This window comes from Arthrobacter sp. SLBN-83, assembly GCF_006715285.1.
Taxonomy (GTDB): Bacteria; Actinomycetota; Actinomycetes; order Actinomycetales; family Micrococcaceae; genus Arthrobacter.
Window position 1 is genome coordinate 3,696,175 of sequence record NZ_VFMX01000001.1, and the last position, 26,281, is coordinate 3,722,455.

Consider the following 26,281-nt stretch of genomic DNA (forward strand, 5'->3'; position numbering starts at 1 on the left):
AAACTAAAACGTCAGAGCCGGATGCCCAGGAGGGCGTCCACCGCGTCCTTGGCCAGTGCGCTGTCAGCTGCGCTGGCGGCAGCACCGCCGTCGTTCGCTGAACGTGCCCAGCGCGAGATTGCGGCAACCGCGGCAGGGGCATTGAGGTCTGCCGCCAGCGCTGCACGCATTTCGGCCAGGAGTGCCTCGCCGGATCCTGCGGGAGCGTGGTCCAGTGCGGTCCGCCACGCCGCCAGGTCAGCCTTGGCGGCCGCGAAGCCTTCGTCCGTCCACGACCAGTCGGAGCGGTAGTGGTGCGCCAGGATGGCCAGGCGGATTGCAGCAGGGTCCTCGCCGGCAGCGCGGAGCTTGGAGACCAGCACCAGGTTGCCCTTGGACTTGCTCATCTTCTCGCCGTCGAGCCCCACCATGCCTGCATGGGCGTAGTGCCGGGCGAGGGGCACGCCGGAAAGCGAATATGCGTGGCCGGCGCCCATCTCATGATGCGGGAAGATCAGGTCCGAGCCACCACCCTGCACGGTGAAAGGCGACGGCAGGTACTTCTGGGCGATGACCGTACATTCGATGTGCCAGCCCGGCCTTCCGGCGCCCAGGCTGCCACCGGGCCAGCTGGGTTCGCCCGGCCGTTCCACGCGCCAGAGCAGCGGGTCAAGGGCCTGCCGCTTCCCCGCCCGGCCCGGGTCCCCGCCCCGCTCGGCGAAGAGCTCCAGCATGGTGCTTTCACCCAGGTGGGAAATGCAGCCCAGTACCCAGGCGTCAGGCGCGGTGGACTGCTTGCCGGCGGCTTCGACGTCGTAATACACATCCCCGTCAGGCTCGCCGTTGGTACCTGGCACCGTGTAGGCCAGCCCCATACTGACGAGCCGTTCCACCTCTGGGACGATCAGGCCGATGGATTCCACCGCGCCAACGTAGTGGTCCGGCGCCAGGACGTTCAGCGCTTCCATGTCGGTCTGGAAGAGTTCCACCTGTTCTGCCGCGAGGTCACGCCAGTCGACACCGGTGGCGGTGGCACGTTCCAGCAGGGGATCGTCCACGTCCGTCACGTTCTGGACGTAGGAAACCTCGCTGCCGGCATCTCGCCAGGCGCGGTTGAGCAGGTCAAAAGCAACGTAGCTGGCGGCATGTCCCATGTGGGTTGCGTCGTAGGGGGTGATGCCGCAGACGTACATGGAGGGCCTGGTCTCCTGCTCAAGCGCCACTTCGCGGCCCACCGCAGTGTCGAACAGCCGGATGGCGGGCATGTTTCCGGGCAGGGCAGGAACGGGGCGGGAAGTCCAGGATTTCACAAGCCCAAGCCTAGCCCTAGGCGCTGATGACGCCGAAACCGAGCAGGAGGTACAGCGCCAGGCCCAGGACGATCCGGTACCAGACGAAAAGGCGGTAGCTGCGCGTTGATACGAACTTCAGGAACCAGCCAATGATGACGTACCCCACCACCAGGGCGATCACGGTGGCAAGGGCGGTCTCCGGAAGGCCGAACGGTCCGGAAATGCCTTCCTTGGTGAGCACCTTGTAGAGCTGGTACAGCCCGCTGCCGAACACTGCGGGGATGGCCAGGAGGAACGAATACCGTGCCGCGGCTTCCCGTGTGTAACCCATGAGCAGGCCCGCGGTGATGGTGCCGCCGGAGCGGGAGACGCCGGGGATCAGCGCCAGGGCCTGTGCCAGGCCGTAGAGGATGCCGTGCTTGTAGGTCAGGTGGGTCAGGTCCCGCTTCTGGGCGCCGGTGGCGTCGGCCACGGCAAGGATCAGGCCGAAGACGATCAGCATGGTGGCCACGATCCACATGCTGCGGAGCACGGATTCGATCTGGTCCTGGAAGAGCAGTCCCAGCACGATGATCGGGAGGCTGCCCAGGATCACCAGCCAGCCCATCCGGGCGTCAGGGTCCTGCCGCGGCACCTTGCCCGTGAGGGACCCGGCCCATGCCTTGACGATGCGGACGATGTCGCGCCAGAAAAAGATCAGTACGGCGGTTTCCGTACCGAGCTGGGTGATGGCCGTGAAGGCGGCCCCCGGGTCCTCAGCGTTGGGGAGGAACTCCCCCACGATCCGCAGGTGTGCGCTCGATGAAATCGGTAGAAATTCGGTCAGTCCCTGCACAAGGCCCAGCAGGGCCGCTTCAAACCAGTTCACGCTAAGACCCTACGGCATGGCACCGGTGCTTCTGGCCGTAAGCTTGCTGCTATGCAGCAGCGTTACGTTGGCAACAGTGGTTTGCGAGTTTCGGCCCTCTCCCTGGGCACCCGGTCCTGGGGCGGGGAAACTGACGACCAGGACGCTTCAGAGTTGCTGCGCACCTTCCTTGACGCCGGTGGCCGGCACGTGGACACCGCGGCTTCATATGCGGGCGGCGCTTCAGAGGCAGTCCTTGGTTCCCTGCTGGGTGACGTGGTGTCCCGCACCGAGGTTTCCATCTCCACCAAAGCAGGAATGACGACGCCGGATGGCCGGCGCGCGGTGGACACGTCACGTACGGCGATGCTCACCGGATTGGACGCCAGCCTGACCAGGCTGGGCACCGATTATGTGGACCTCTGGCTTGCCGAGGCGTGGGACGGAAACGTTCCCCTTGACGAGACGCTGGGCGCACTTGACTTCGCGGTCCGGTCCGGGCGGGCCAGGTATGCAGGGATCTCCAACTTCAAGGGCTGGCAGGCCGCGAAGGCGGCAGCCGTCAGCAGTGTCCCGCTGGTGGCGGTCCAAGCCGAATACTCGTTCCTTAACCGGTCGGCTGAGGCTGAGCTGATGCCGGCCGCAGAGGACGCAGGGCTTGGCGTCATGGCATGGGGGCCGCTGGGCCGTGGGGTCCTCACCGGGAAGTACCGGGGCACTATCCCGGCCGGTTCCCGCGGCGCTTCGGTGAGCGACGCCGCATACGTGGAGCCGTACCTTGCGGAGAAGCCGTCGCGGATCGTCGATGCCGTGTGCATGGCCGCCAACGGGCTGGGGCGGACTCCCCAGGACGTGGCGCTTTCGTGGCTGCTGTCGCAGCACGGAGTTGCCACGGCCATCGTCGGCGCCCGCACGCCGGTGCAGTTGAAGGAAATCATCGACGCCCAGCTTTCGCCGCTGCCGCCGCAGATTGCGCGCGCCCTGGAGGACGTTTCGGCAGCGTCCTAGCCCTGCTGGTGTTCCGCCGGCGCTATTCCTCGACGATCTCCAGGTCTTCGTCGTCGTCCACGTCGGCTTCCTCGTCCTCTTCGTCCTCGTCGTCGAAGACCTGAAGCGGGGTCACCTCGTTGTAGGCCTCGTAGAGCGCGTCCTCGTAAACTTCGAAGGCATCGGCAACTGCGAAAAATGCTGCCTCGACTGAGGGGTCACCGTCCCCGCGCCGGTTCGATGCTGCTATAAGGTGTTCTTCCAAAGCGGTGGTCAGGGACGAAAGCGCGACACGCGGATCGATGCTCATGACTTCACGTTAGCGGGAAAAGGACGAAAATGGAGAGCAAATGAAGGAACAATTTCTCACCAGCTCGGTCCAGCGGGAACGGGATTATTTGCGGCAGTACGAGTACCTCGTACTGACCGTCAGCCCTGATGATTCCCTGCCCGAGGCGCGGCGCCGGTTGGTTGAACACTCCGAATACGGCAAGTGGGAACTGGAACGCAGCAAGCTCTACGTGGGCGGCGGCAGGCGCTTTTGGCTGCGGCGCCGGGTGATGCAGGTACAGCGGACCGTCTAGCTGATGCGGGCCCAGCGGACCGCCTAATCTTCCAGGGGGCCCAGCCAGGCGTTGGCCACCGTGTTGTGGGCCGATTCGTCATCGGAGGGGTGGAACATCCCGGCCAGGACGTCGCGGTAGAGCCGCTCCAGTTCCGAGCCCCTGAAGTAACTTGATCCCCCGCTGACGCGAATGGCCAGGTCCACAACACGGCGCGCTGTTTCGGTCGCGTTGACTTTCAGGCCCACCAGTTTGGGGAACCATTGGGCTCCGTGGTCGGCCAGGGCGTCGACGTCGGCCGTCACGGACCGAAGCTGGGGGTAGAGGTTGTCCATGGCCATGGCGGCGTCCGCCACCTTCCAGCGGATGTCCGGGTCCTGGGCATAGCTGCGTCCACCGTTCTTGTAGGACGTCCGCCGCTTCACTGTCTCCACGCCCACCGCCAGGGCACGTTCGCCCAGACCCGTGTAGACAGCCGCCAGGAGGCTCTCAAAGCAGGCGAAGATGGCGAAGATCAGCGGATCGGCGTTGGGGCCTACGGGAAGTTTCCGGAATATCCGGTCCGCTGGGACGGCCACACCGTCCAGGACAGTGGTGGCGGACTGGCTGGCCCGCATGCCCAACGTGTCCCAGTCGTCCAGGATCCGGTAGCCGGGGGTCCCGCGGGTGATGAAGCCGTGGACGAGTTCACCCGTTCCGTTCCGGGCATCCGGGTCCTTTCCGAAAATGCCCAGGCGGGTCCAGGCCGGCGAGAGGCTGGTGAAGATCTTTGTTCCGGTGAACGTGTAGCCGCCGTCCTGATCCGGCGTGGCGGTGGTCCGGGAGTCGAAGAGGACAGAGTCGTTGCCGGCTTCCGAGTTGCCAAACGCGAAGACCTCGCCCTGGGCAGCTTCCTCGAGGACGAAGGCCAGCGAGTGGTCGCCCCGGGCAGCCAGGACGTGTGCGACGCCGGTCCAGACCAGGTGCATATTGACGGCCAGCGCGGTGGCGGGGGCAGCCGTTGCCAGCCTCCGCTGGCACTGCGCCGCCGCTTCGAGTCCAAGCCCCGCGCCGCCGTCGGACGTTGGCACGAAGAGCTTCAGGTACCCGGCCGCTGCCAGCTCCTGGAGGTCCTCGTGGAAGAAGGCGTTGTCCCGGTCATATGCGGCGGCGCGGCCGCGAATGCGCTCGAGGAGCTCATCGGGCAGCAGTTCGTCGGGGGTCACGGCCGGCTCCTCTCAGTAGTTGGTGAGCAGGGTATTCAGTACCCGGGCGCCGAACTTCAGGGAGTCCGCCGGGACGCGCTCGTCGACGCCGTGGAACATGCCGGTGAAGTCCAGCTCGTCCGGAAGCATCAGGGGCGCAAACCCGTAGCCGGTGATCCCAAGGCGGCTCAGCGACTTGTTGTCCGTACCGCCGGAGAGCGTGTACGGCAGCACCTTGGCGCCGGGGTCCTCCTTGTGGAGGGCGTCGATCATGGAGTCCACCAGGTTTCCGGCGAACGGGACCTCAAGCGAAACGTCGTTATGGACGTAGCTGACGTCCACCCCGTTGCCGGCCAGTTCACGGACGATCTCGAGGACCTGCTGTTCCTGGCCGGGCAAGGTACGGCAGTCAACCAGTGCTTCGGCGGACTCGGGGATGACGTTGTGCTTGTAGCCGCCCTTGAGGAGGGTGGGGTTGGTGGTGTTCTGCAGGGTGGCGCCGACGAACCGGGCCACCGTACCAAGCTGGTCCAGCAGGAGCTCAGGATTGTCGGCGTCGAACTCCACGCCGGTGAGTTCGGTCACCCCGTCAAGGAACTGCCGTGTGGTGGGGGTGAGCTCGATGGGCCACTTGTATTCGCCGATCCGCGTGACGGCAGCGGCAAGGCGGGTGATCGCGTTGTCCGTGTTGATCTGGGAACCGTGGCCGGCCCTTCCGTGGGCAACCAGACGGAGCCAGGAGATGCCCTTCTCGGCCGTCTGCAGCAGGTACGTCCGCTGGCCACCGATAGTGGCCGAGAACCCGCCGACCTCGGAAATGGCCTCGGTGGCCCCCTCGAACAGTTCGGGGCGGTTGTCCACGGCGTAGCGGGCGCCGTAGACACCGCCGGCTTCCTCGTCAGCGAAGAACGCGAAGATGATGTCCCGCTTGGGCTTCCTGCCCTCCCGGGCGAAGTTCCGCAGGACCGAAAGGATCATGGCGTCCATGTCCTTCATGTCGACGGCGCCGCGGCCCCAGATCAGGCCGTCCTTCAGTTCAGCGCCGAACGGGTCCACCGACCACTGGTCACGGAGCGCGGGGACGACGTCCAGGTGGCCGTGGACCACCAAAGCGCTGGCGGACGGGTCCTCCCCTGCAAGCCTGGTCACAACGTTGGCCCTGCCGGGCGCGGACTCGAAGATCTCCGCGCTCATGCCTACTTCCTCAATGAGCCCCGCCGTGTACTCCGCTGCCGCCCGCTCCCCCGGCCCCGATCCGTCCCCGTAGTTGGAGGTGTCGATCCGGATGAGTTCCTGGCAGATCCGGACAACTTCGTCCTCGGGCAGGACATCAGGCATTTAAGGCTCCTTGGTAGGCAATGACTGGGCGGCGCGTGCTTGAATCGCTGTCCTCAGCCTACCCACTTGGCCCGATTCGTTGTTCTCCGAAAAGTCGTGTTAGAGTTTTTCTCGCTGCTTCGGAGAGGCGCGAAACGCTGAAAGGCGGGACGGCTTCTGCGAATACCACCTGCGCGGGTGGCGGAATGGCAGACGCGCTAGCTTGAGGTGCTAGTCCTCGAAAGGGGGTGGGGGTTCAAGTCCCCCTCCGCGCACAAATGGGAAGCCCCGGAAAATCACTGATTTTCCGGGGCTTCTTTCGTTTCCATAGCTACACCGGCCCTTATCAACTTTCCCGGTGCGCCGAACGGCTGTGCCTCCCTGCCGTGCGCGAGCCGCGCCCAAGGACAAGGACTGCTACCGCCATGCCGATGATCGCACCGATCAGAGTTTCCAGGCCCCGGTCCGCAATCAGAAGGCCCGGGTCAGTGGGGTGGGCCAGTTCGGTCATGATCAGTATCAATGGCGTGAAAAACACCAATGCCAGGCCGTAGTGCCGGGTCATGAACAATTCAGTAGGGAACTGCAAGGCGGCGATCAAGGCCACCAGGAGCACCGTGCCAGGTTGCTGGGACATGATCAGGGCGGTAAGGCCGAGACCGACGAAAGTTCCCAAGATGCGGTGGAGCCCGCGCCGTATACGGCCCGTAAAGTCGGCGCCGGCAAGCGGCACTGCCGCGGCAGCCATTGCCCAGTAGGCGTGGCGGTCACCGGTGAGCTGGCCTGCCGCTCCCGCGCTGCCGACGGCGAGGACATACGCCAGGGCATGGATCATCGCCACCCGCAGCCGCGCCCCTGTCAGCGATGGGGCTACCCTGCGTACGCCTGCCTCCCATGCCGTCCGGCGCCACACCCCGCCCGCCACGCCGACCGCTACCGAAAAGCCTGCAGAGGCGGCGGCGACAGCGCCGACGACCGGAACCGGGGCAATGGGTGGAACGGACGCGCAGGCGCCAAGTGCGAAGATGCCGAAGAAAGGTCCAACAGGTTTCAGGTTCGCCCGGTCTGCCGCCAACGAGCCGGCACCCGCCGCGAGTGATTCAACCAGGATCAGCACCCAGGACCCGGCATGGGCTGCCGAGAGAACAGCACCGGCCGTGACCCCGGCGATCAGCAGCGCCGCGGCCGTCAGCTGGTGGTAGAGCCGCAGCTGGTGGCGCTCGTCCCTGCCGTACATTCCCGTGAAGGCGCCGAACACTGCGTAGATGGACAGGTCCGGGCGGCCGAGGACAAGCAGGGCCGCCAGGGGAACCGCAACGCTGACGCCCACCCTGACGGCGGCAAGATGGTCATTGGTTGCCGGACGGACGGAGAGAAAGCCGATGGCCAGCATGCCCTTACTGCCAGGAGATGTAATAACCGCCCGGACTCCAGTGGATGACGCCACCTTGGTAGTTCTGGGCGACACTTCCATCATTGCCGGTGGGATACTCATCACTTATCGGGTAGCCAAGGCGTCCGGATTCAAACCCTGTTGAGGCCCAGATGGATCGGGTGGCCCCAAAAGAAGCGTGCGCTCCGGTTGCCGGTGACCAGATGATGGCCCCGCGTTGGTAGTTCTGGTAGACGCCGCCGTCGCGGAGCCCTGTTACTTCGTCTGTTACCGGGTACCCCAGGACGCCGTTCTCGAAACCGGTCGCCGCCCATTCGCCGCGGATTGCTCCCACGGAGAGGTGCACGCCCGTTGCCGGTGACCAGATGATGGCCCCGCCCTGATAGTTCTGGTAGACCCCGCCGTCACGGAGTCCGGAGACCTCATCCGTCACCGGGTATCCCAGCCGGCCGTTCTCAAAGCCCGTGGCCGCCCAAAGTCCGCGAATTGCTCCCACGGAGAGGTGCACGCCCGTTGCCGGTGACCAGATGATCGCTCCGCCCTGATAGTTCTGGTAGACCCCGCCGTCACGGAGTCCGGAGACCTCATCCGTCACCGGGTATCCCAGCCGGCCGTTCTCAAAGCCCGTGGCCGCCCAGAGGCCCCGGATCGCACCCTTGGAGACATGTGCTCCGGACGCAGGCGAATAGAGGATGCATCCTTGCTCGAAGCATTGGTATCCACCGTTGTCCTTGAGGCCGTAAACCTCGCCCGTGGTGGCCGCTCCGAGAGCGCCGTTCAGGGACGCTGCCTTGGCAGCTATCGGGGTCTGCGGGACTGGAACGGCGACGGCGGCCGAGGCGTCGATCAGCCCGGCACCACATCCTCCTGAGCAGGTTCCCGGAAGGGGACGCGCGGTGGCCTTGAGCTTTGCTTCGATTTGGGATGGCGCCAGTGAGGGATCGGCCGCTTTCATCAAAGCGCCAACAGAGGCCGCCATGGGCGTGGCCATTGACGTTCCCATCATGTACCCGTAGGTCTCGGCGCCCGGGCTGGTTGTTCCTGCATTCAACGTGGAGAGGATCCCGGCATCCGTGTCGCCGCCCGGGGCCATGACGTCGACCGCGGGACCGAAATTGGAGTACGACGCCTGGGAGCCGGACTTATTGGTGGCGCCGATGGCGATGACGTTGTTGCAGTTCGCCGGCGCGTCGTTCGAAGCTGCCTGGTTCTCGTTGCCTGCAGCCACAAAAACAGCGGAGCCCCGGTTCACGGCGCCATCAATGGCAGCCTGCATCGTGGCAGGGCACGCGGCAGTTCCACCCACACTGAGGTTAATGGTTTTCGCCGGATTGGGGTTGGCGGGTATCCCGGTGACAGTCCCCCCGGAGGCCCAGGTAATGCCGTCGGAAACATCCGACAGATAACCACCACAGGAACCGAGTGCGCGGACCGGCTCGATCTTCACACCGGGAGCCGCGCCGCTGACTCCTTCGGCGTTATTGGCGACGGCGGCGATAATCCCGGCCACATGCGTTCCGTGCCAGGACGAGTTGGCGGACGAGCCGGAACCGCAAGCGCCTGCGGTCCGGAAATCCCCCGGATCGGAGGGATCAGGGTCCCTGCCGTCGCCGTCTCCTGAAGAAGCTGGATCCGCGATCATGTCGTAGCCCGCCACGACGTTGGCCTTGAGGTCGCTGTGCGCCGTGATGCCGGTGTCGACCACGGCGACGGTTTGTCCCGTACCGGTGGTTTTATCCCAGACCGAGGGGACCCGGATGCCGACGTTGGGATCGGACAGGGCCCACTGCTGGGCGTAGTAGGGGTCGTTGGGTGTGGCCGACGGGTACATGAGGATGTCAGGCTCCACGGAAGCGACATTCGCACCTGCGGCAATGCTCTCCAGCATCCGCTGGGACTCGGCAGCGTTGAGCCGGCGGCTTGCTTTCACTACCTTCGCGTCCCCGGCCGTTGTCTTGACCTCCCGGACGTCGATGGAGGTATCGCCGGCAGCTTTCGCATATGTCTTGCCCCGTTCTACGGCGCTGCCGGCCGCAGAAGGCTTGAATTTCACGATGAACTGATCGGTGGGCAGCGGCGCGCTTGCGGAACTTGCCCGGGCTGACGGACCAGGAGGCACCGCCGGATTGTTTGCCGCGCTGGCCGTTGCTGCCGTGGCAGAGGCAACAAGTGTGGTGGCCATCAACAGACCCATGGCCCTGTTGCAGATGCGGGCTTTTTTCATACCAGTCTTAGTGCGCATATCCACTCCTCCGGGCCTCCCAGTTCCACCAGCGAGCCTACTAAGATCATCCCGCCCGCGGGACCCCTCATCATCCCCCAATGCATTTCGGTCAAATCCCCCAATGCACCGGGGTAGTGGTCAGGCCAGCCGGGCCCTGACGATCTCGCTGACGGCCTTGCCGTCGAAGCGTCCGCCGATCTTCGGGGTGACGGATTTCATGACGGAGCCCATGGAGCGCACCGTCAGCTCGGTACCGTCCGCTTTCAGGCCGGCGATGACCTCGTCGACGATGGCTTCGGCTTCCTGACGGGTCAGGGCCTTGGGCAGGTAGGTCTCTATCACCTCAGCCTCGGCGATCTCCGCGTCCGCCCGGTCGGCGTGGCCCGCCGCGGAATAGGTGGCAGCGGTATCCCTGCGCTTGGCAGCCTCCTTTTGCAGCAGCGCGGTGACCTGGAGGTCATCGAGCTCGATGGGTGTCTTTCCGGACTTTTCCCGCGTTTCGATTTCGCCCAGGACGTTCCGGACCGTGGTCAGGGCCACCTTGTTGCCGGCTTTCATGTGGACGACGACGTCGCCCTTCAGCTTTTCCTTCAGTGACATGGTGTTGTGCCTCAATCTCCATTGGCAGGGGTAATGGCTATGGTCAAGCCTATTCCGCCGTTCCTGCTGCCGCTGCGGCTGGACTGACGGCCGCCCCTTCCGAGGACAGCGGTTGCTCAGGTCCGTAGGCTAGTTTGGGAACCCAGTCGCCCGGTCCCCCGGGCCCCGAAAGGAGCACCGAGTGGACAGCACGGTTGGCAAGTGGTTTCTGAACTGGGTCGAGCGCGGCAACCCCGCCTCCGATATCCAGGCGGGTGGTGCAGGAACTCCGGCATGGTCAGAAGGCAACCTGGTCCGCCCCCTGGTGCACGGAGCGGCCTACTTCTCCAGGCTGCAGGAAGAGTTGCGAGGCCTCCAGGCGGGCGACAGGGTTTGGTTCACCGACTGGCGCGGCGACGCCGACGAGCAGATCGCAGCGGACGGGACCACGATTGGCGGGTTGCTGGCCGGGCTTGCCAGGTCCGGAGTGGAGGTGCGCGGCCTCGTCTGGAGATCCCACGGCGAGCGCATTTCTGCGCCCATCAGCGGCCGCTCCAACGAACTTCTTAGTCGGCAGATCAACGACGCCGGCGGGGAGGCCCTGTTGGATCAGCGGGTGCGCCTGTTCGGCTCGCACCACCAGAAACTGGTGGTCATCCGCCGTCGCGACGACCCCTCCCGCGACGTCGCCTTCGTGGGGGGAATCGACCTTTCGCACAGCCGCCGGGACGACGCCGGGCATGCCGGGGACCCACAGGCGGTGAAGATGGATCCGAAGTACGGTCAACGGCCCCCGTGGCATGACGCCGCCCTCGAACTGCGGGGCCCGGTAGTCGCCGATGTGCTGGCCGTGTTTGCTGAACGGTGGAACGACCCCCACCCGCTTGACCGGCACACGCCGTACCGGATGCTGTTGCAGCGCCTTGCCCGGATGCCACGGCACCCCAAACCGCTCCCGGAGGCCGCTCCTCCCCCGCCCCCGGCCGGCCCTCACGCGGTTCAGCTGCTGCGCACGTACGGCCTGAAGCACCCGCCCTTCCCGTTCGCGCCGGACGGCGAGCGCAGCATCGCGCGGGGCTATGCAAAAGCGTTTGGCCAGGCGCGTTCCCTCATCTACATCGAGGACCAGTATCTGTGGTCCCCGGAGGTGGCAAGCGGGATAGCAGCCGCGCTGGAGCGCAACCAGGAACTGAATGTGATCATCGTGGTGCCCAGGTACCCTGACTCCGACGGCTTTCTGGGCGGCCCGCCCAGGCGCTTGGGGCAATTGCGCGCCATCAGCATGCTCCGCAGGGCCGCACCGGACCGGGTGGGGGTGTTTGACCTTGAGAACACCGAGGGGACACCGATCTACGTCCATGCCAAGATCTGCATTATCGATGACACCTGGTTCACCTGCGGATCCGACAACTTCAACCGCCGGTCCTGGACCACCGACAGTGAGCTTACCTGCGCCGTCATCGACACGTCCGCCGAAGGCCGGCAGGACTCAGGAGGACGTCCCCCGGAGTCCCGCCCGCTCGCCACGGAGCTGCGGCGGCAGCTGTGGGCCGAACACCTCGGCCTGGACGAAGAGGACCCCCAACTGCAAATGGATGGGGCGTTGCAGTTATGGAACCGCACGGCCGACGCCCTGGACCACTGGCACAGCACAGGCCGCCGCACGCCACGGCCCGCCGGGCAGGTGCGCCGCCACGTCCCCGAACCCGTCCCGGCCCTCCACCGCCTTTGGGCCGAGCGGATCTACCAGTTCATTGTTGACCCGGACGGCCGTCCCCGCGGGCTTCGCGGCACCACCCGTTTCTAACCCGGACACACCCGCGGACTTGAAAAACAGATCCTAAGCATGCTTATGATGTTGTCAGCCGAATGCGAACGGCTGCCAACCACAGGAGGTAACACCATGGGACTGGGCGACAAGATTGAGAACGCTGCCGAAAAAGCCGGCGGTAAGGGCAAGGAAGCGGCGGGTAACGCCACTGGCGATGAGAGCCTGCGGGCCGAAGGCCAGGCGGACCAGGCAAAGGGCGGCTTGAAGCAGGCCGGCGAAAAGGTCAAGGACGCTTTCAAGGACTAACGAGCAACTTCTTAAAAGGGCGCACCCAGCGAACGGGGTGCGCCCTTTTGTCTTCCCCCGGGCCGGCTTTGCAACCACCCCTGCCTGCTACCGGCTGGTCCTTAACCCCGGCTGAATTCCCCCAAGCTTGCCCGTAGGGCGTTCCCTGCCCTTGACACCGGATCTTCGTGGATCTTGGATCATCCTTAGGTCGTGCAGTGGGCTTTCACTTATTGCATCCCCCGTTTCGGGATGGTCTTTCAGGGAGCACAACATGGATGCCGGGACCATACTCGGGTTCATCGCAGGATACGTCGCAACCCTGGTGGGCGTCTTTCTCCTGTATCTCCCGGTCATCGCCCTGTTCGTAGCCCTGTTGGTCGCGGCCGGTCTCCTTCAACTGTTGTTGCTGCCCCTGGTCATTTTGGTCCGCAGGATGCGGCATAGGACTTCTGACCAGGACACGGACGGTTCATGGATCCTGGGACGCCAGGCGACACTGGACGCGCCGCCAAACCGGGGACCTTAGCTCCCAAGCCTCTTCCCGCCCCCGCCTGTCCCGCCTTCGTCTCCTTCTGATTTCAGGCACCCGGATGGGTGGGGCCGGCTCCTGCGGGTACTTACCCAGTAGCAGTGCAGGTGATCCGGCGGTGGAGAGGCACATGAGCGAAGAACGACGGCGGGAACTCGGGGAGTCTGACGCCCCACTTGAGCATGACCTTCAGGAGTCGTTCGAACGGACGGTGGGCCAGGGGGCTGAGCGGCTGCATCGAACAATGCGGAACATCCTTGTGACCGGCGTGTTCGGCGGTTTTGAAGTGGGACTTGGCATCATGGCCTACCTCGCGACACTCCATGAAACGGGAAACCATCTGCTCGCGGGCCTGGCTTTCAGCATGGGGCTTATCGCCCTCCTGCTGGCACACAGCGAGCTGTTCACGGAGAACTTCCTGATGCCCGTGGCGGCCGTTGCTGCGAAGGAAGCGAGCTACACCCAACTGGCAAAACTGTGGGGAGGAACTCTCGTATCCAACCTGCTGGGCGGATGGATCTTCGTCTGGATCGTCATGGTGGCATTCCCCGAGTGGTCAATGGTGGTCAGCGAGAGCGCCCACCATTTCGTTGATGCCCCATTCTCACTGCAGTCCATCGCCTTGGCGGTCCTGGGCGGAAGCACCATCACCCTCATGAGCCGGATGCAGCAGGGCACGGACAACGACGTGGCGCGCATTGTGGCCACCGTTATCGGCGGGTTCCTGCTGGCTGCGCTGCCGCTCTTCCATTCAATCCTCGACTCCCTGCTGATCTTCGCTGCGATCCACTCTGGCGCGGACATCAGCTACGTGCAGTGGCTGGGCTGGTTCGGCTACACGCTGCTGTTCAACGTGCTCGGCGGCATCATCCTGGTAACCCTCCTGCGCCTGGTGCGGACAAAGGAACTTATCCAGAAACGCCGCACGGAGGCACCCACCGACCCCGATGCCGCCCGCAACCCCTGACCGGCAGCGGTAGCTTGGAACCCGTAGGAACTATGCAACCGGACGTGGGAGAAGACGTGAAAGCAATCGTGTACGAAGCAACAGGTCCTTCATCTGTACTGAAGCTGCAGGATAAACCGATAACTGACCCGGGTGCGGGCGAAGTGCGGGTCCGTCTGGTGGTGTCCGGAGTGAACCCCACCGACTGGAAGTCACGGTCCGGCAGCGGAAGCAACAAGCTGCCCGCCCCCAAGGTTCCCAACCAGGACGGAGCCGGGGTTGTCGACCAGCTGGGGTCCGGGGTAGCCGGTTGGAACGTGGGCGACCGTGTGTGGCTCTGGGATGTCGCGTGGGCCGGGAATGAAGGTACAGCGCAGGAATACGTTGTGGTGCCCGCCCACAAGGTGGTGGCCCTGCCCGACGCGGAATCCTTCGACACCGGTGCCTCGCTGGGAATTCCTGCGCTGACAGCACACCGTGCCCTGACCTCGAACGAAGACGGACCGGACAGGCTCTCCCCCGGAGCCCTGGCGGGCCGCAGCGTGTTGGTCACTGGAGGTGCAGGGGCTGTGGGGCACGCGGCCATCCAACTGGCACGCTGGGCCGGGGCTGCCGTCATCACCACCGTCAGCGGAGACCGGAAGGCTGAACTTGCCCGCCGTGCCGGCGCAGGTACGGTCATCAACTACCGGTCGGAGGACGTGGTCCAGGCCGTCAAGGCAGCGGCCCCGGACGGTGTGGACATCATCGTGGACGTCAACGCGCCGGCCAACATCGAAACAGACCTGCAGGTCCTCAAACCTGGCGGCACCGTCTCCATTTACGCAGCCAACCCCGGCGAATCGCTCAACGTTCCCATCCGCGAAAGCATGACCAAGAACGTCCGCTACCAGTTCATCCTCACCTACACGGTGACGGACGGACAGAAAGAGCATGCTGTAGCGGCCGTCGCCGAGGCCCTGGCGGGGGGCGCGCTGCGGGTGGGCGACGACCACGGGCTGCCCCTGACGCGCTTCACCCTTGAGCAGACGGCCGCAGCGCATGATGCTGTGGAACAGGGAGCAATCGGGAAGGTGCTCATCGACGTCGCACCTGCACCTTAAGCGCCTTCGCCGGTTTCAGCGGGAGAGACGGTCCCGGGCGGCGTGTTCAACCAGGACAGGTATGAATGCGCGGACCCTGCCGGTGTCCAAGAGGCTGTGCTCCTGCTGGACCACGTCCTCGATGTGTTCCCTGGACAGGGCGGGAAACTTCGCCGCCAGCCTGTCCACCACGTCGCCCAGGGCACGCAACTCTTCGCTTACTCCCATCGGGAAAGTGTCAGGGTTTCGAGGAAGGCCGTCAAGACTTGACGCGCAAGGCTGCGGCAGGCAAGGGCAGCGGCAGTCTTATGTCCAGCAGCCCATCGCAGCAAGGAGCACGACGGCGGGCGCCAGCCCGGGCGCCCCGCCCGCCGTCGGGTGCTCCACGCCGATGCACCCGCGGTAGTCCCGCCGTCGTCAGTGCGGGTGCAGCCTGCGGCTCCGGGGGTGCCGGTTCCGCCCCTGGGGGTGGGAACCGGCAGCGACCGGCCGGTACTCAATCCGTCGCTTCTCCGTCCGGATATCGCGCCGTTCCTGCCGCCGCGCTTTCCTTTCGGGGCGGTCGATGGCTGACAGGATCGTCAGCGTCACGGTAATCCACAAGAACGCCGTCCCCAACACCAAGGCGATTTCCAGCTCAGTGCTCATGCACCAATTTTAGGCCGCAGGGGCGGTACTCCAACCCCTGCGGACCCACATCAACGGCCAGCAACTCCACAGCGTTTACAGAAGCCCCAGCCCCCGTACCGCAGCCATGACATCGGGCACCTGGACGGCCAGCAGGGCTGGATCGGGTTGGACCGCGAAGGTGTCCCCGCGCCGGAGATCCGCGCGGGTGAGGACCACATGGGGTCCCGGCGGGGGCCCCCAGATTTCCGGCGGCGCCGGACCGAACAGCACCACCGAGGGTGTCCCATACGCGGATGCCAGATGGGCGGCCCCCGTGTCGGCCGAGACCACCAGGCGTGCGGAGGCGATCGTGGCGGCGAACTCGCCAAGGCCCAGTACCCCGGCAAGGACGGCGGTGCCCGGAAGACCTGCAAGACGGCACACTTCCTCTGCCCGTTCCCGTTCCGATGTCCCGCCGGTGAACACCACCTGGTGTCCCGCTTCTGCGAGCGCGGCGGCCACCGCCGCAAAGCGCTCCGCCGGCCACAGCCTGCTGCCGTATGCAGCCCCCACATGCAGGACGGTGGCGCCCGGAACCGGACTGGGCATGTGCGGTGTGTTCAACTGCACGTCCAGCGGATCCGCCTCGATGCCATGCCACTCCACGAGCCTGACCCAGCGTTCGCGCTCGTGCAGCTCGGGCCGCCAAGGAGGGCCATCCCGGTGCGCACTTCGGTGGCCAACGGTCTGCCGTGCCTTCAACGCCTCAATCCGCCCCTGGCTCTCTGGACCGCTGCCGTGCAGATTGACAGCCACATCCACCACACCCGGTTCCATCGCCAGCGGCTCATCCAGGCCGTGCGTCGGCAGCAGCTCATAGCCGCCCACCAATCCCAGGGCTTCGGACAACCAGCCCTGGGCCGCGTAGCGCAGCCGGTGCTCGGGAAATGCGCGCCGGATTCCCTTCAAGGCCGGCACGGCGACCAGCAGGTCACCCAGCTTCAAGGCGCGCAGGACCAGGAGCTCCGGCTTACCATCGGCAGGAATCGCGTCGCTGGACTGCCGGGCAGCTTCGGCGCCCGTCATGCGTCCTGCCTGGCAAACTTGGTGGCGGTGAGGCTGAGGACGTCCTCGTAGACTTCAGGCACCCCGATGGCGGCCACCACTGAGTCGTCGTGTTCACAGCGTGGTGCGGTCCAACCAACCTGGGTGACATCAATGCCGCAGGTGGGGCAGGTGGTCACCCAGGAGGCGTGCACGCGGTGGAGGCTCCTGCCCAGGGCGCCGGCGTTGATCACGTTGCCGGCCCAGAAGATCCCCACTGTGGGCACGCCCAGCGCCTGCGCAAGGTGCCGGGGGCCGCTGTCGTTCGCCACCACAACATCAGCTTCGGCCAGCAGCGCCACCAGTCCGCCCATGTCGAGTGCCCCGGCCACGGAGCGGACGCCTGCTGACGCCGCCCGCGCCGCAATGCCCTCCGCCAGCTCCTGCTCACTGCTGTCCCCCACGATGACCACGCGGGAGCCGTCGGCCGCGCAGGCGGCCGCCAGTTCGGCGAACTTCTCCGCCGGCCAACGACGGCGGGGGTCGGTGGCGCCGGGATGGATCACCACCAGTGGCTGGCCGGGGCCGCCGTCGGCAGCTTCCGGGGCCGCTCCCCCTTCGATGGGTGCCAACCGGGCCTCGAGGTCAACGGGGAAGGCGCCCGCGAAGCCGGCCACCTCCAAGGCGCGCAGCGGTTCGTGCTGGTAATAGAGGTAGGGGATGGTGCGTTCCAGGCTGGCGGCATCGGCTGTCCTGGTGCCCACTGTGTGGCGCGCCCCCAAGCGCAGCAGGAATGGATTCGAATACCGTCCGCCACCGTGGACCTGGACGGCGAGGTCGAAGTTGCGGCTGTGCATCTGCGCAAAGAACCGCTCCAGCTCTTCCGGGTCCTCTTCGCCGGGCCGGACTCCCTCAGCGAAGGGCAGGACCACCACTTCATCGACCGGGCTTTTCAGTGCCGCGAGCAGCGCTTGGTGGATCGGCGTTCCCAGCAAGGTGATGGTTGCTGCCGGGTAGGCCGCCTTCAGCGCCGCCATGGCCGGGATCGCGAAAATCAGGTCCCCGAGGCCGCCCCCACGCAGGACCACGATCCTGGACACTGCGTCGAACTTCTCCAGCACGGGACCGACACCCACGCCGACTTGTCCCGCACCGCCGAACTCTGCGGTGAGTTGCTCCAAAATCTGCCCCTTCCGTCACGCAGAGGGAACAGCTACCGGCCGTCCCTCCACTGCCCATGCCGCCGCGATACGGTGCCAAACCCGCGGCCATTCCTTTGATCCTTTACCCAATCGGCGGCGGATCTACGCTCCCTGTTGGGGAATACCGGCTCCATGCTGTACGTTTCATACCCGACAGCCCATCTAAGAAAAGAGAAGCACCCAAAGTGGCAACCGATTACGATGAACTGCGTTCCGACGTCAAGGAATCGCAGGACAACTCACTCGAGCAGCTCCAGTCAGCTAACGCTCCCGACGCCCGCAGCGTTGTGCAGGAGTTGGACGAAGCTGACGGGCTGGACGGCGCCGGGGTCCCTGGCGGCGAATTCGTCGCTGAGGAGCTCGTAGTCCAGGTCATCCCGCAGGCTGAGGACGAGTTCACCTGCTACTCCTGCTTCCTGGTCCGCCACCGGTCCCAGATCGCCCGGCAGAAAGACGGCCACAGCTACTGCACCGAGTGCGAAGGCTAGGGTCACAAGCTTCCAGTGGCAAAGACCACTACTTTTGCCCGAAAGGCACGCCACACCAGGCGTGCCTTTCGGTTTTAAGCATTCACCCAGCCCAGCTTCGTAAAGTTGGGCACAAGACGTACGACGCCGGCCCCGGCAACCAGGAGGCAGCGGTGGACAGCCCCGCCAGCGTGTGGAGCGCGTTGAGCGCAGCCTTCACCCAAACAAACGTACCCACCGTCACGTGGGCTGAGATGCTCCTGGCCCTGGCAGCCGCCGTCGCCCTGTCCATCCCGCGCCGCAGCTGGCGCTACTTCGGGCTCCTCGCCACCGCCACGCACGAACTGGGCCACGCCTTTGCAGCCGTGAGCTCCGGCCAGCGATTAACAGGAATCCGCCTCCGGCTTGATCACTCGGGGACCACCACCACGTATAGCCGGAGCAGGCTCGCCGCTGCGTGGTCGTGTTTCTGGGGCTACCCTGTGCCGGCCATGGTTGGTGCAGCTTTTGTATGGTGTGGGCTCAACGGTTGGGGCCCGGCAGCCATGGCCACCAGCGCGCTGGTCCTGGCCGCGTCACTGGTCTTCCTGCGCAACCTGGCAGGATTCGCCATCACCACTGCAGCCATCGCCGGCGCCGCTGGCCTGGGGTTCCTTGCGCCTGGTTCCGTCGTGGGTCACGTCTCCGTCGTCGTCGGCCTGGCACTGCTGGTGGCCGGCGTCCGCGACCTGCTGAAACTCACCAACGTCCACCTCCGCCGCCGGGACCGGCTGTCCAGCTCCGATGCCTATCTCCTGTACCGCGCCACCTCGATTCCGTCCGGGATCTGGATCACCTTGTTCACGCTGATCGTCACCGGGGCCTGGCTTGTGGCCTGGCAGCCAATTTCGATGATCCTGTTCAAAGGCGCCTAGATTCCCAAGCCGGCGCCTAGGCTGGAAGGCATGAGCCAGGAAACGGAAAGCACCCACAAAGCGTCCGACGGCACCAACGGGCACAGCACCCGCGGAGCTTATGTGACGGGCGGAGCGGAATTCACCCGCGACACCAATTACATTGAGGACCGCATCACCAGGAACGCCGCTCCGGGCAGCAATGGCGAGCCGGGCTGGCCTGTGGAGGCAGGGCGTTACCGCCTCATTGCCGCCAGGGCCTGCCCGTGGGCCAACCGCACCGTGATTGTCCGCAGGCTGCTGGGGCTGGAAGAGGCAATCTCGCTGGGCCAGCCCGGCCCCACCCACGATGCGCGGTCCTGGACTTTCGACCTCGATCCCGGCGGCGTGGACCCGGTCCTCGGCATCGAGCGCCTCCAGGAGGCCTACTTCAAACGCTTCCCCGGCTACCCCCGCGGCATCACTGTGCCTGCCATCGTGGACGTGCGCAGCGGCGAAGTGGTGACCAACAACTTCCCGCAGATAACCCTGGACTTTTCGACCGAGTGGACCGAGTTCCACCGCCCGGGCGCGCCCCGGCTCTATCCAGAGCACCTTCGTGACGAGATCGACCAAGTGAACAAGCGGGTCTTCACCGAGGTCAACAACGGCGTCTACCGTTGCGGTTTCGCGGGTTCGCAGGAAGCCTACGATGCAGCATACGAACGCTTGTGGACCGCCATGGACTGGCTTGAGGACCGCCTCTCGCGGCAGCGCTACCTGGTGGGTGAAACCATCACCGAGGCAGACGTGCGGCTCTTCACGACGCTTGCCAGGTTCGATCCCGTTTACCACGGACACTTTAAGTGCAACCGGCAGAAACTCAGCGAGATGCCCAACCTTTGGGGCTATGCCCGGGACCTGTTCCAGACTCCGGGGTTCGGCGACACCATCGACTTCGTGCAGATCAAGCGGCACTACTACATCGTCCATGAGGACATAAACCCCACCGGAATTGTTCCCGCCGGCCCGGACCTGGGCGGATGGCTGGAAGAGCACGGCCGTGGGGCCCTGGGCGGGCGGCCGTTCGGCGATGGCACCGCTCCCGGGCCTGTCCGGCAGGGTGAGGAAGTGGCACCGGGACACGGCGCCACCAAAGAGCGCTAGTCCCTACAGAGGAAACCGCTTTCCCTTTACACTGTCAGGCATGCAGACTTCTCTTGGTTTTGTGGCGCCGGGATACGAAAACGTCTTGGCCCTGTTCGAGTCCCTTCTCGCCGAGGATTCCCGTTACAGCGCGCAACTGGCTGCCTACCACCAGGGTGTGCCGGTAGTGCGCCTGACCGGCGGGCCCGAAATGACCGCCGACACGCTGACCGGCGGGTATTCGTGTTCGAAAGGCGTTGCCGCCATGGTTATCGCCCTCCTTGTGCAGGATGGCGCTCTGGACCTGGACAAGACAGTGGCCCACTACTGGCCCGAGTTCGCAACTCATGGAAAGGACAGGCTGCTGGTCAGGGAGGCACTGTCCCACCAGGCCGGGCTTCTGGGCGTTGACGGCGGCTTCGCCATCGACGAGTTCACAACCGCCCGGGCCGCCGGCCGGCTCGCCGCCGCTGCTCCCGCCTGGGAGCCTGGCCGGCAGTTCGGCTACCACGCGCTTACCATTGGGATCCTGATGGAGGAGTTGTGCCGCCGGACCACAGGCGAGGCGCTGCAGGATGTCTATGAGCGGAGGATCCGCAAACCGCAGGAAGTGGATTTCTTCCTTGGCCTTCCCGAGGACCTGGACTCACGGTACCGGGACGTCCTCTACGAGGAGGAGCCGGGCCAACCGTGGGTGGACCCCCTCAGCCTTGAGGGCCTCAACAGCAACGCCCCCGTGAGCAGCATCATGGAACTGCCGAACATCCGGTCTGTGCGCGCCGCGGGCATGTCTGCCGCCGGCGGCGTGGGCTCTGCTGACGGCCTGGCCCGGCTGTACGCCGCCGCTACGACCGGCGTCCAGGGCATTGAGCCGTTCCTCACAGCGGACACCATCACGGCAATGACCCGGGAGCAGGTGTGGGGACTGGACCGGTCCTCAGGGCTGGACAATGTCTTCGCCGTCGTCTTCATGAAACCGCACCCCTCGCGGAACTTTGGCAGCCACCGTGCCTTCGGCCACGAGGGCGCCAACGCTGCTCTCGGGTTCGCCGACCCGTCCTATGGCCTGAGCTTCGGCTACATCCCCCGGCGGGCGGAAGAGGGGCGCACTCCGGGCCGGGCCCACCGCCTGGCCGCTGCCGTGCGGCGCTCAACAGCAGGTTTGTCCTGACGCAGGCCCGGCCCTACTGTTGTCCGGATGGGCAATACTCAGGCACGGCCGGACGCACGCTGGGCTCGGGGGACCCAATTACTTAGACAAGCGGTAGGGGGACTCTCTGCCGCCTTTGCGGCACAGCGGCTGCAGCTGGCCGCCAAAGCGGCTCTCGCCGCCGGGCTGGCTTTCGCCATCGCTCCCCACATGCCGGGCGCGGCGTCGCACTACGCGTATTACGCGCCGCTGGGTGCACTGGTGGCGATGTACCACAACGTCGCCGGCTCGGTGAAGCAGGGGGCACAGGCCTTGGCGGGGCTTGCGATGGGTATCGGCCTCGCTTTCGTCCTGGTGAGCATCAGCGAACCCTCACCACTGACCGTCGCCCTGTTCATGGGGGTGGGCGTGTTGCTGGGCGGGTTGCCGGGCATCGGGTCAGGCAGCGATTGGATTCCGACGGCGGCCCTGCTGGTTCTGCTGGTTGGCGGCAGTAATGCGGAAGATTTCTCGTACGGCTACCTGGTGCAGATGGCGGCAGGAGTAGCGGTGGGCATTGCAGTGAATTTCCTGATCTTCCCTCCGTTGCACCTCAATGCGGCTGCCTCAAGCTTGGCTGACCTGCGGCTCGCACTGGGCCGGCAGCTGACGGACATGGGCGCTGCCCTCACGGAAAAATGGCCGCCCGAGCACGAGGAGTGGTCCCGCAGGTCGGACGAACTGGCCGAGGCGGCAAGGTCGGTGCGGCACCTGGTCAAGGAAGCCGATGCCAGCCGCCGCGCCAATCCACGCCGGAAACTGCACCCGCGCGACATCGACCGGGACTACCAGGACCTGAGAAACCTGGAACGGGTCACCTTCCATATCCAGGACATGACAGACGTGCTTTCCGACGTGATCTGGGAAGACGACGTGCCCTACGCCATCCCTTTGCAGGACAACGAACCTCTCGCAAATGCCATCACCGCCACCGGGGAACTGGTGTCCACGGACACCGATGGTGACGCCCAGGAGTGGAGGGACCGCTACGACGCTGCCATTGCGGCGGTGGAGGCCTGCATGGCCGCCACCGCCGGCAGGCCCGCTTCGCAGGGAACGGTCCCTGCGTCAGAATCGGTCCTGCTCAGCCTTCACCGGATCCTGCGCGCGGTCCGGCCGAAGGACTAATGCCGGATGTGCCGCGCCGCGAACTAAAGCGCTGCAACGGTGCCGGTGAAATGGCGCCGCCCGGAGCGCGGGCTCCAGGCCACAAAGTTGGAGTGCTTCCATGCCCCCGAAGGGCTTTGTTCGCTGTCGATCTCCAGGGCCACCCGGGACGGCAGGAAGACGGGCGCCTCGAATTCCACCTCCCAGGTGAAGGAATCGCCGCGGGCCGGGCCCACATCTGCAAGGGCCCGCGACGCCAGGTACATGCCATGGGCGATCGAACGGCGCATTCCCAATGCCTTGGCCGAGAGCACACTCAGGTGAATGGGATTGAAGTCCCCCGACACTGAGGCATAGGCACGGCCGGCGTCCACACCCAGGTGCCACAGGGCGGTTGGGTCCGGTGCCGTGAAGTCAGCCCTTGCCGGCACGGCGGTGGGTTTGTCGATCCCCGGCAGGAACACCCCCTTGGCCAGGTAGGTGGAAACCCCGCGCCAGTGCACCTCGGCAGAGCCGGCAGGCCGGACCTCCGCCACAACGTCCACTTGGGTGCCCGCACGGTGTCCGCGCAGGTTTTCCACCTTGGCGGTCATATCCAGAACGTCGGTGAAAACCAATGGCGACCTCTGCTCCACGCTGTTGCGCAAATGGATCATGCCCAGCAGCGGAAGCGGAAAGTCGTCCCGGTTCATGACGCTCATGGCCAGGGGAAATGCGATGGCATGGATAAAACCGGCCGGCAGCACGTCGCTGGCCGTCTCACCGATCAGGTGCTGGTAGGCAGTGAGGTTTTCGACGTCTACAGCGACGCCCCTGACTTCGTGGCTTTCCGCCGGAAGGACCGAGGTGTCATGGTTTCCCAGGAGCCTGCGCCGTGCAGCCATCGCAGCGGCGTTGACGTAGAGCTTGGACAGGGACGGCATCTCGGCCAGGATCACTGGTTGCTGGAGTGTCATGCCCCCACCAGGTTCTGCCCGCACACCCGCAGCACCTCGCCGTTGATGCCGCCCGCGGCGTCGCTGGCCAGGAACGCGATGGTTTCCGCAACGTCGGAGGGAAGGCCGCCCTGCTGGAGCGAGTTCAGCCGCCGTGCCACCTCCCGCACGGCGAACGGGATGCGGGCCGTCATCTCGGTTTCGATGAAGCCGGGAGCCACGGCGTTGATGGTGCCGCCGCGGGATGCGAACAGCGGGGCGCTGGCCCGAACCATTCCCATCACTCCCCCCTTGGATGCGGCGTAGTTGGTCTGTCCCCGGTTCCCGGCGATGCCGCTGGTGGAGGCAACTGAAACGATACGCGGCGTAGGTCCCAAATGCCCTGATTGCAGCAGTGCCTCGTTGATCCGGAGCTGGGCGGCGATGTTGATGTTGATGACGCTGTTCCAACGCGCCTGGTCCATGTTGGCCAGCAGCTTATCCCGCGTGACACCTGCGTTATGCACTACGACGTCCAGCCGCCCGTGCCGCTGGACGGCATGGTCGAGGATCCGTTGCCCCGCATCCGCGCCGGTGATGTCCAGCTGCAAGGCGGTGCCCCGCACCTCGTTGGCTACGGACGCCAACTGGTCCCCGGCAGCCGGGATGTCCACCAGGATGAGCGTGGCTCCGTCCCGGTGCATGGTCCGGGCAATCTGGGCTCCGATGCCGCGCGCGGCGCCGGTGACGACGGCAATTTTTCCTTCCAGCGGCCGTTCCGGGTCGGCGGGAAGCACGCCGTCCTCCGTTGAAACCGTGAGGAACTGGCCGTCCACGAAGGCGGAGCGGGCGGAGAGGAAGAACCTGATCGCACCAAGGGCGCTGGGGCTGGTGGACGTGGTGCCGTCTGCCAGGAGTACCCCATTTCCCGTTGCCCCCGCCCGCAGTTCCTTGGCAAGGGAGCGCAGGAAGCCGTCCACCCCCTGCCGTGCCGCTGCCGTTTGGGGCGAGGACGCCTCCGCCGCGGGACGCGACAACGTGATGATCCGGCCGCCGGCCCGCAGGTCGCGGAGCGAACCGGCCGCCGCCAGGACGGGCTTTTCCAGGTCCGCCGGGTGCTCCACCTCGTCCAGCACCAGGATGATGGCGCCGAGCTTTTCGGCCGGGACCGCGTGCCGCCTGACGTCAAGGTCCCAGGACAGCAGTTCCACAGCAAGCTTGTCCGCTCCTGCGGTGTCCCCCACGACGACGATGGGGCCCGCCACCAGCGGCTGGCCGGGCTCGTACCGGCGCAGGACAGCGGGCTGCGGGAGGCCGAGCTTCTTTGCAAGGTTGCGGCCCGGGCCGCTGTTGACCAGTTGTGTGTATTTATCTGCCATGCCGCGCTCCTACAGGGATTCCAGGATCGCGACGACGCCCTGGCCGCCGGCCGCGCAGACGGAGACCAGGCCGCGGGCGGGGCGGCCAGTGGAGGCCGCCTTGTCGTGCAGCATCTTGGCCAGGGTGCCGACGATGCGGCCACCGGTTGCGGCGAACGGGTGGCCTGCCGCCAGCGAAGAACCATTGACGTTGAGGCGCGAGCGGTCGATGCTGCCGAAGGCGCCTTCCAGGCCCAGGCGGGTCCGGCCGAATTCCTCGTCCTCCCATGCGGCCAGCGTGCTGAGGACGGTGGCCGCAAAGGCTTCGTGGATTTCGAAGTAGTCAAAGTCGGCGAACGTGAGGTTCTGGCGGGCCAGGAGCCGGGGCACAGCGAACACCGGCGCCATCAGGAGGCCGTCCTTGCCGTGGACGAAATCCACTGCGGCGGCCTCAGCGTCGACCACGGTTGCCAGCTTGGGCAGGTCGCGGGCGTCTGCCCATTCGTCGGACGCCAGCAACACAGTGGAGGCGCCGTCTGTCAGTGGGGTGGAGTTCCCCGCGGTCATGGTGGCATCTGCCCCAAGGTTGCGGCCAAAGACCGGCTTCAGGCCAGCGAGCTTCTCCATCGAAGTATCCGCGCGCAGGTTCGCGTCGCGCGTCAGACCGCGGTAGGGGGTCATCAGGTCATCAAAGAACCCTGACTCGTAGGCGGCGGCAAGGTTGTGATGGCTGTTCAGGGCCAGCTCGTCCTGGGCTTCCCGGGAGATCTTCCACTGTGCGGTGGTGAGCGCCTGATGCTCGCCCATGGTCAGGCCGGTCCGGGGCTCTGCCGTGCCGGGGGCCAGTGGGGTAAGGTCCTTGGGCCGCAGGCGGCTCAGGATCTGGAGGCGCTGGGGAAGCGTCTTGGCGCGGTGCAGGTCCAGGATGACCTCACGAAGCCCTTCACTGACAACCACCGGCGCATCAGAAGCAGAATCGACGCCGCCGGCGATGGCGGAATCGATCTGTCCCAACTTGATCTTGTTCGCCAGTCCCACCACCGTTTCAAGGCCGGTGGCACAAGCCTGCTGGAGGTCATAAACGGGAGTCTCGGCGGAGAGTGCAGAACCCAGCACCGCCTCCCTGGTGAGGTTGAAATCCCTGGAGTGCTTGAGCACGGCGCCCGCTGCCACCTGGCCGATCCGCTCGTCCTGAAGTCCGAAGCGTGCAATCAGGCCGTCCAGGGCAGCGGTCAGCATGTCCTGGTTGGAGGACTTTGCATAGGCGCCGCCGGCACGGGCGAAGGGAATCCTGTTTCCGCCGACGATCACCGCCCTGCGGGTTGCAGGGAAGGCGGCTGAAACTGATCCATCAGGCGCGGGGGTGGACTGTCCGTCTATGGACATGGAAGG

27 protein-coding genes and 1 tRNA gene are annotated in these 26,281 nt (G+C 65.7%); 13 read left to right on the plus strand and 15 right to left on the minus strand.

The window, feature by feature from the left end:
* Window positions 1-11: 11 nt before the first annotated feature.
* Together mshC and FBY30_RS17335 are read right to left on the minus strand one after the other, a co-directional pair.
* Window positions 12-1,289 (minus strand): cysteine--1-D-myo-inosityl 2-amino-2-deoxy-alpha-D-glucopyranoside ligase, encoded by a 1,278-nt coding sequence (gene mshC, locus FBY30_RS17330; protein WP_142133832.1) that lies wholly within the window; start codon window positions 1,287-1,289, stop codon window positions 12-14.
* A 16-nt stretch (window positions 1,290-1,305) separates the two neighbouring features.
* Window positions 1,306-2,139 carry an undecaprenyl-diphosphate phosphatase gene (locus FBY30_RS17335; protein WP_142133833.1) on the minus strand — a complete coding sequence of 278 codons (834 nt, stop codon included), beginning with the start codon at window positions 2,137-2,139 and terminating at the stop codon, window positions 1,306-1,308.
* 51 nt (window positions 2,140-2,190) lie between these two features.
* Here FBY30_RS17335 and FBY30_RS17340 point away from each other — a divergent pair, with 51 nt between their 5' ends.
* Complete coding sequence (locus FBY30_RS17340; protein ID WP_142133834.1) at window positions 2,191-3,126, plus strand: aldo/keto reductase; 936 nt, start codon at window positions 2,191-2,193, stop codon at window positions 3,124-3,126.
* Window positions 3,127-3,148: 22 nt separating this feature from the next.
* Here FBY30_RS17340 and FBY30_RS17345 read toward each other — a convergent pair whose 3' ends face one another.
* On the minus strand, window positions 3,149-3,415 hold the full coding sequence (locus FBY30_RS17345; RefSeq protein ID WP_141941360.1) for a hypothetical protein: 267 nt from the start codon (window positions 3,413-3,415) through the stop codon (window positions 3,149-3,151).
* A gap of 40 nt (window positions 3,416-3,455) precedes the next feature.
* Between FBY30_RS17345 and FBY30_RS17350 the strand changes: the two genes are divergently transcribed.
* Window positions 3,456-3,689 (plus strand): DUF5703 family protein, encoded by a 234-nt coding sequence (locus FBY30_RS17350; protein WP_018771130.1) that lies wholly within the window; start codon window positions 3,456-3,458, stop codon window positions 3,687-3,689.
* Between the two features lie 23 nt (window positions 3,690-3,712).
* Here FBY30_RS17350 and FBY30_RS17355 read toward each other — a convergent pair whose 3' ends face one another.
* Both FBY30_RS17355 and FBY30_RS17360 read right to left on the minus strand, forming a co-directional pair.
* Complete coding sequence (locus FBY30_RS17355) at window positions 3,713-4,873, minus strand: acyl-CoA dehydrogenase family protein (protein ID WP_142133835.1); 1,161 nt, start codon at window positions 4,871-4,873, stop codon at window positions 3,713-3,715.
* A gap of 12 nt (window positions 4,874-4,885) precedes the next feature.
* Complete coding sequence (locus FBY30_RS17360; RefSeq protein ID WP_142133836.1) at window positions 4,886-6,190, minus strand: M20/M25/M40 family metallo-hydrolase; 1,305 nt, start codon at window positions 6,188-6,190, stop codon at window positions 4,886-4,888.
* 171 nt (window positions 6,191-6,361) lie between these two features.
* On the opposite strand from FBY30_RS17360, the gene FBY30_RS17365 reads away from it, so the two are divergent.
* Window positions 6,362-6,444: transfer RNA gene (locus tag FBY30_RS17365), tRNA-Leu, on the plus strand.
* A gap of 71 nt (window positions 6,445-6,515) precedes the next feature.
* On the opposite strand, the gene FBY30_RS17370 is transcribed toward FBY30_RS17365, so the two are convergent.
* The 3 genes from FBY30_RS17370 to FBY30_RS17380 all read right to left on the minus strand — a co-directional run bounded on the left by FBY30_RS17370 (window position 6,516) and on the right by FBY30_RS17380 (window position 10,386).
* The gene (locus FBY30_RS17370) at window positions 6,516-7,562 is read right to left on the minus strand and encodes an FUSC family protein (RefSeq protein WP_142133837.1); all 1,047 of its coding nucleotides are present in this window, start codon (window positions 7,560-7,562) and stop codon (window positions 6,516-6,518) included.
* A gap of 4 nt (window positions 7,563-7,566) precedes the next feature.
* Window positions 7,567-9,804, minus strand: coding sequence for a S8 family serine peptidase (locus tag FBY30_RS17375; RefSeq protein WP_142133838.1), 2,238 nt, complete (start codon window positions 9,802-9,804; stop codon window positions 7,567-7,569).
* A gap of 120 nt (window positions 9,805-9,924) precedes the next feature.
* Window positions 9,925-10,386 (minus strand): GatB/YqeY domain-containing protein, encoded by a 462-nt coding sequence (locus FBY30_RS17380; RefSeq protein WP_142133839.1) that lies wholly within the window; start codon window positions 10,384-10,386, stop codon window positions 9,925-9,927.
* A gap of 181 nt (window positions 10,387-10,567) precedes the next feature.
* Between FBY30_RS17380 and FBY30_RS17385 the strand changes: the two genes are divergently transcribed.
* The 5 genes from FBY30_RS17385 (at window position 10,568) to FBY30_RS17405 (ending at window position 15,002) form a co-directional block, all read left to right on the plus strand.
* On the plus strand, window positions 10,568-12,172 hold the full coding sequence (locus FBY30_RS17385; RefSeq protein ID WP_142133840.1) for a phospholipase D family protein: 1,605 nt from the start codon (window positions 10,568-10,570) through the stop codon (window positions 12,170-12,172).
* 96 nt (window positions 12,173-12,268) lie between these two features.
* Window positions 12,269-12,442, plus strand: coding sequence for a CsbD family protein (locus FBY30_RS17390; protein ID WP_142133841.1), 174 nt, complete (start codon window positions 12,269-12,271; stop codon window positions 12,440-12,442).
* Window positions 12,443-12,695: 253 nt separating this feature from the next.
* On the plus strand, window positions 12,696-12,950 hold the full coding sequence (locus tag FBY30_RS17395) for a hypothetical protein (RefSeq protein ID WP_142133842.1): 255 nt from the start codon (window positions 12,696-12,698) through the stop codon (window positions 12,948-12,950).
* Between the two features lie 133 nt (window positions 12,951-13,083).
* Window positions 13,084-13,920: a formate/nitrite transporter family protein gene (locus FBY30_RS17400; RefSeq protein WP_142133843.1), complete on the plus strand. Its 837-nt coding sequence runs from the start codon at window positions 13,084-13,086 to the stop codon at window positions 13,918-13,920.
* A gap of 56 nt (window positions 13,921-13,976) precedes the next feature.
* A complete protein-coding gene (locus tag FBY30_RS17405; protein WP_142133844.1) occupies window positions 13,977-15,002 on the plus strand; it encodes an NADPH:quinone reductase in 1,026 nt (341 codons plus the stop codon).
* 15 nt (window positions 15,003-15,017) lie between these two features.
* On the opposite strand, the gene FBY30_RS17410 is transcribed toward FBY30_RS17405, so the two are convergent.
* From FBY30_RS17410 to FBY30_RS17425, 4 genes are all read right to left on the minus strand, one after another.
* The gene (locus FBY30_RS17410; protein WP_142133845.1) at window positions 15,018-15,209 is read right to left on the minus strand and encodes a three-helix bundle dimerization domain-containing protein; all 192 of its coding nucleotides are present in this window, start codon (window positions 15,207-15,209) and stop codon (window positions 15,018-15,020) included.
* Window positions 15,210-15,398: 189 nt separating this feature from the next.
* Window positions 15,399-15,629, minus strand: a complete 231-nt coding sequence (locus FBY30_RS17415; protein ID WP_142133846.1) for a hypothetical protein — start codon at window positions 15,627-15,629, stop codon at window positions 15,399-15,401.
* A 75-nt stretch (window positions 15,630-15,704) separates the two neighbouring features.
* Window positions 15,705-16,676: a glycosyltransferase family 9 protein gene (locus FBY30_RS17420; protein WP_142133847.1), complete on the minus strand. Its 972-nt coding sequence runs from the start codon at window positions 16,674-16,676 to the stop codon at window positions 15,705-15,707.
* Window positions 16,673-17,815 (minus strand): glycosyltransferase family 9 protein, encoded by a 1,143-nt coding sequence (locus tag FBY30_RS17425; protein WP_142133848.1) that lies wholly within the window; start codon window positions 17,813-17,815, stop codon window positions 16,673-16,675. The genes FBY30_RS17420 and FBY30_RS17425 overlap by 4 nt, the downstream gene beginning before the upstream one ends.
* Window positions 17,816-18,021: 206 nt before the next feature.
* Here FBY30_RS17425 and FBY30_RS17430 point away from each other — a divergent pair, with 206 nt between their 5' ends.
* The 5 genes from FBY30_RS17430 to FBY30_RS17450 all read left to right on the plus strand — a co-directional run bounded on the left by FBY30_RS17430 (window position 18,022) and on the right by FBY30_RS17450 (window position 22,638).
* On the plus strand, window positions 18,022-18,324 hold the full coding sequence (locus tag FBY30_RS17430) for a DUF4193 domain-containing protein (RefSeq protein ID WP_018761323.1): 303 nt from the start codon (window positions 18,022-18,024) through the stop codon (window positions 18,322-18,324).
* Between the two features lie 152 nt (window positions 18,325-18,476).
* Complete coding sequence (locus FBY30_RS17435; protein ID WP_142133849.1) at window positions 18,477-19,217, plus strand: M50 family metallopeptidase; 741 nt, start codon at window positions 18,477-18,479, stop codon at window positions 19,215-19,217.
* Window positions 19,218-19,247: 30 nt separating this feature from the next.
* Window positions 19,248-20,342: a glutathione S-transferase family protein gene (locus FBY30_RS17440; protein WP_142133850.1), complete on the plus strand. Its 1,095-nt coding sequence runs from the start codon at window positions 19,248-19,250 to the stop codon at window positions 20,340-20,342.
* Window positions 20,343-20,382: 40 nt separating this feature from the next.
* Window positions 20,383-21,492 carry a serine hydrolase domain-containing protein gene (locus FBY30_RS17445; RefSeq protein ID WP_142133851.1) on the plus strand — a complete coding sequence of 370 codons (1,110 nt, stop codon included), beginning with the start codon at window positions 20,383-20,385 and terminating at the stop codon, window positions 21,490-21,492.
* Between the two features lie 27 nt (window positions 21,493-21,519).
* On the plus strand, window positions 21,520-22,638 hold the full coding sequence (locus FBY30_RS17450) for an FUSC family protein (RefSeq protein ID WP_235009477.1): 1,119 nt from the start codon (window positions 21,520-21,522) through the stop codon (window positions 22,636-22,638).
* Between the two features lie 23 nt (window positions 22,639-22,661).
* Here FBY30_RS17450 and FBY30_RS17455 read toward each other — a convergent pair whose 3' ends face one another.
* From FBY30_RS17455 to FBY30_RS17465, 3 genes are read right to left on the minus strand one after another with little or no spacing between them, the layout of a single operon-like run.
* Window positions 22,662-23,573 carry a MaoC family dehydratase gene (locus FBY30_RS17455; protein WP_142133852.1) on the minus strand — a complete coding sequence of 304 codons (912 nt, stop codon included), beginning with the start codon at window positions 23,571-23,573 and terminating at the stop codon, window positions 22,662-22,664.
* A complete protein-coding gene (locus tag FBY30_RS17460) occupies window positions 23,570-24,910 on the minus strand; it encodes a 3-oxoacyl-ACP reductase (RefSeq protein WP_142133853.1) in 1,341 nt (446 codons plus the stop codon). The genes FBY30_RS17455 and FBY30_RS17460 overlap by 4 nt, the downstream gene beginning before the upstream one ends.
* Window positions 24,911-24,919: 9 nt before the next feature.
* A complete protein-coding gene (locus tag FBY30_RS17465; protein ID WP_142133854.1) occupies window positions 24,920-26,275 on the minus strand; it encodes an acetyl-CoA C-acetyltransferase in 1,356 nt (451 codons plus the stop codon).
* Window positions 26,276-26,281: the final 6 nt, after the last annotated feature.

Coding starts and splice junctions, on each gene's coding strand:
- FBY30_RS17350 (WP_018771130.1), top strand. CDS start 3,456: ATGAAGGAACAATTTCTCACCAGCTCGGTCCAGCGGGAACGGGATTAT.
- FBY30_RS17370 (WP_142133837.1), bottom strand. CDS start 7,562: ATGCTGGCCATCGGCTTTCTCTCCGTCCGTCCGGCAACCAATGACCAT.
- FBY30_RS17410 (WP_142133845.1), bottom strand. CDS start 15,209: ATGGGAGTAAGCGAAGAGTTGCGTGCCCTGGGCGACGTGGTGGACAGG.
- FBY30_RS17415 (WP_142133846.1), bottom strand. CDS start 15,629: ATGAGCACTGAGCTGGAAATCGCCTTGGTGTTGGGGACGGCGTTCTTG.
- FBY30_RS17440 (WP_142133850.1), top strand. CDS start 19,248: ATGAGCCAGGAAACGGAAAGCACCCACAAAGCGTCCGACGGCACCAAC.
- FBY30_RS17375 (WP_142133838.1), bottom strand. CDS start 9,804: ATGCGCACTAAGACTGGTATGAAAAAAGCCCGCATCTGCAACAGGGCC.
- FBY30_RS17445 (WP_142133851.1), top strand. CDS start 20,383: ATGCAGACTTCTCTTGGTTTTGTGGCGCCGGGATACGAAAACGTCTTG.
- FBY30_RS17400 (WP_142133843.1), top strand. CDS start 13,084: ATGAGCGAAGAACGACGGCGGGAACTCGGGGAGTCTGACGCCCCACTT.
- FBY30_RS17450 (WP_235009477.1), top strand. CDS start 21,520: ATGGGCAATACTCAGGCACGGCCGGACGCACGCTGGGCTCGGGGGACC.
- FBY30_RS17345 (WP_141941360.1), bottom strand. CDS start 3,415: ATGAGCATCGATCCGCGTGTCGCGCTTTCGTCCCTGACCACCGCTTTG.
- FBY30_RS17465 (WP_142133854.1), bottom strand. CDS start 26,275: ATGTCCATAGACGGACAGTCCACCCCCGCGCCTGATGGATCAGTTTCA.
- FBY30_RS17455 (WP_142133852.1), bottom strand. CDS start 23,573: ATGACACTCCAGCAACCAGTGATCCTGGCCGAGATGCCGTCCCTGTCC.
- FBY30_RS17460 (WP_142133853.1), bottom strand. CDS start 24,910: ATGGCAGATAAATACACACAACTGGTCAACAGCGGCCCGGGCCGCAAC.
- FBY30_RS17360 (WP_142133836.1), bottom strand. CDS start 6,190: ATGCCTGATGTCCTGCCCGAGGACGAAGTTGTCCGGATCTGCCAGGAA.
- FBY30_RS17420 (WP_142133847.1), bottom strand. CDS start 16,676: ATGACGGGCGCCGAAGCTGCCCGGCAGTCCAGCGACGCGATTCCTGCC.
- FBY30_RS17380 (WP_142133839.1), bottom strand. CDS start 10,386: ATGTCACTGAAGGAAAAGCTGAAGGGCGACGTCGTCGTCCACATGAAA.
- FBY30_RS17395 (WP_142133842.1), top strand. CDS start 12,696: ATGGATGCCGGGACCATACTCGGGTTCATCGCAGGATACGTCGCAACC.
- FBY30_RS17340 (WP_142133834.1), top strand. CDS start 2,191: ATGCAGCAGCGTTACGTTGGCAACAGTGGTTTGCGAGTTTCGGCCCTC.
- FBY30_RS17390 (WP_142133841.1), top strand. CDS start 12,269: ATGGGACTGGGCGACAAGATTGAGAACGCTGCCGAAAAAGCCGGCGGT.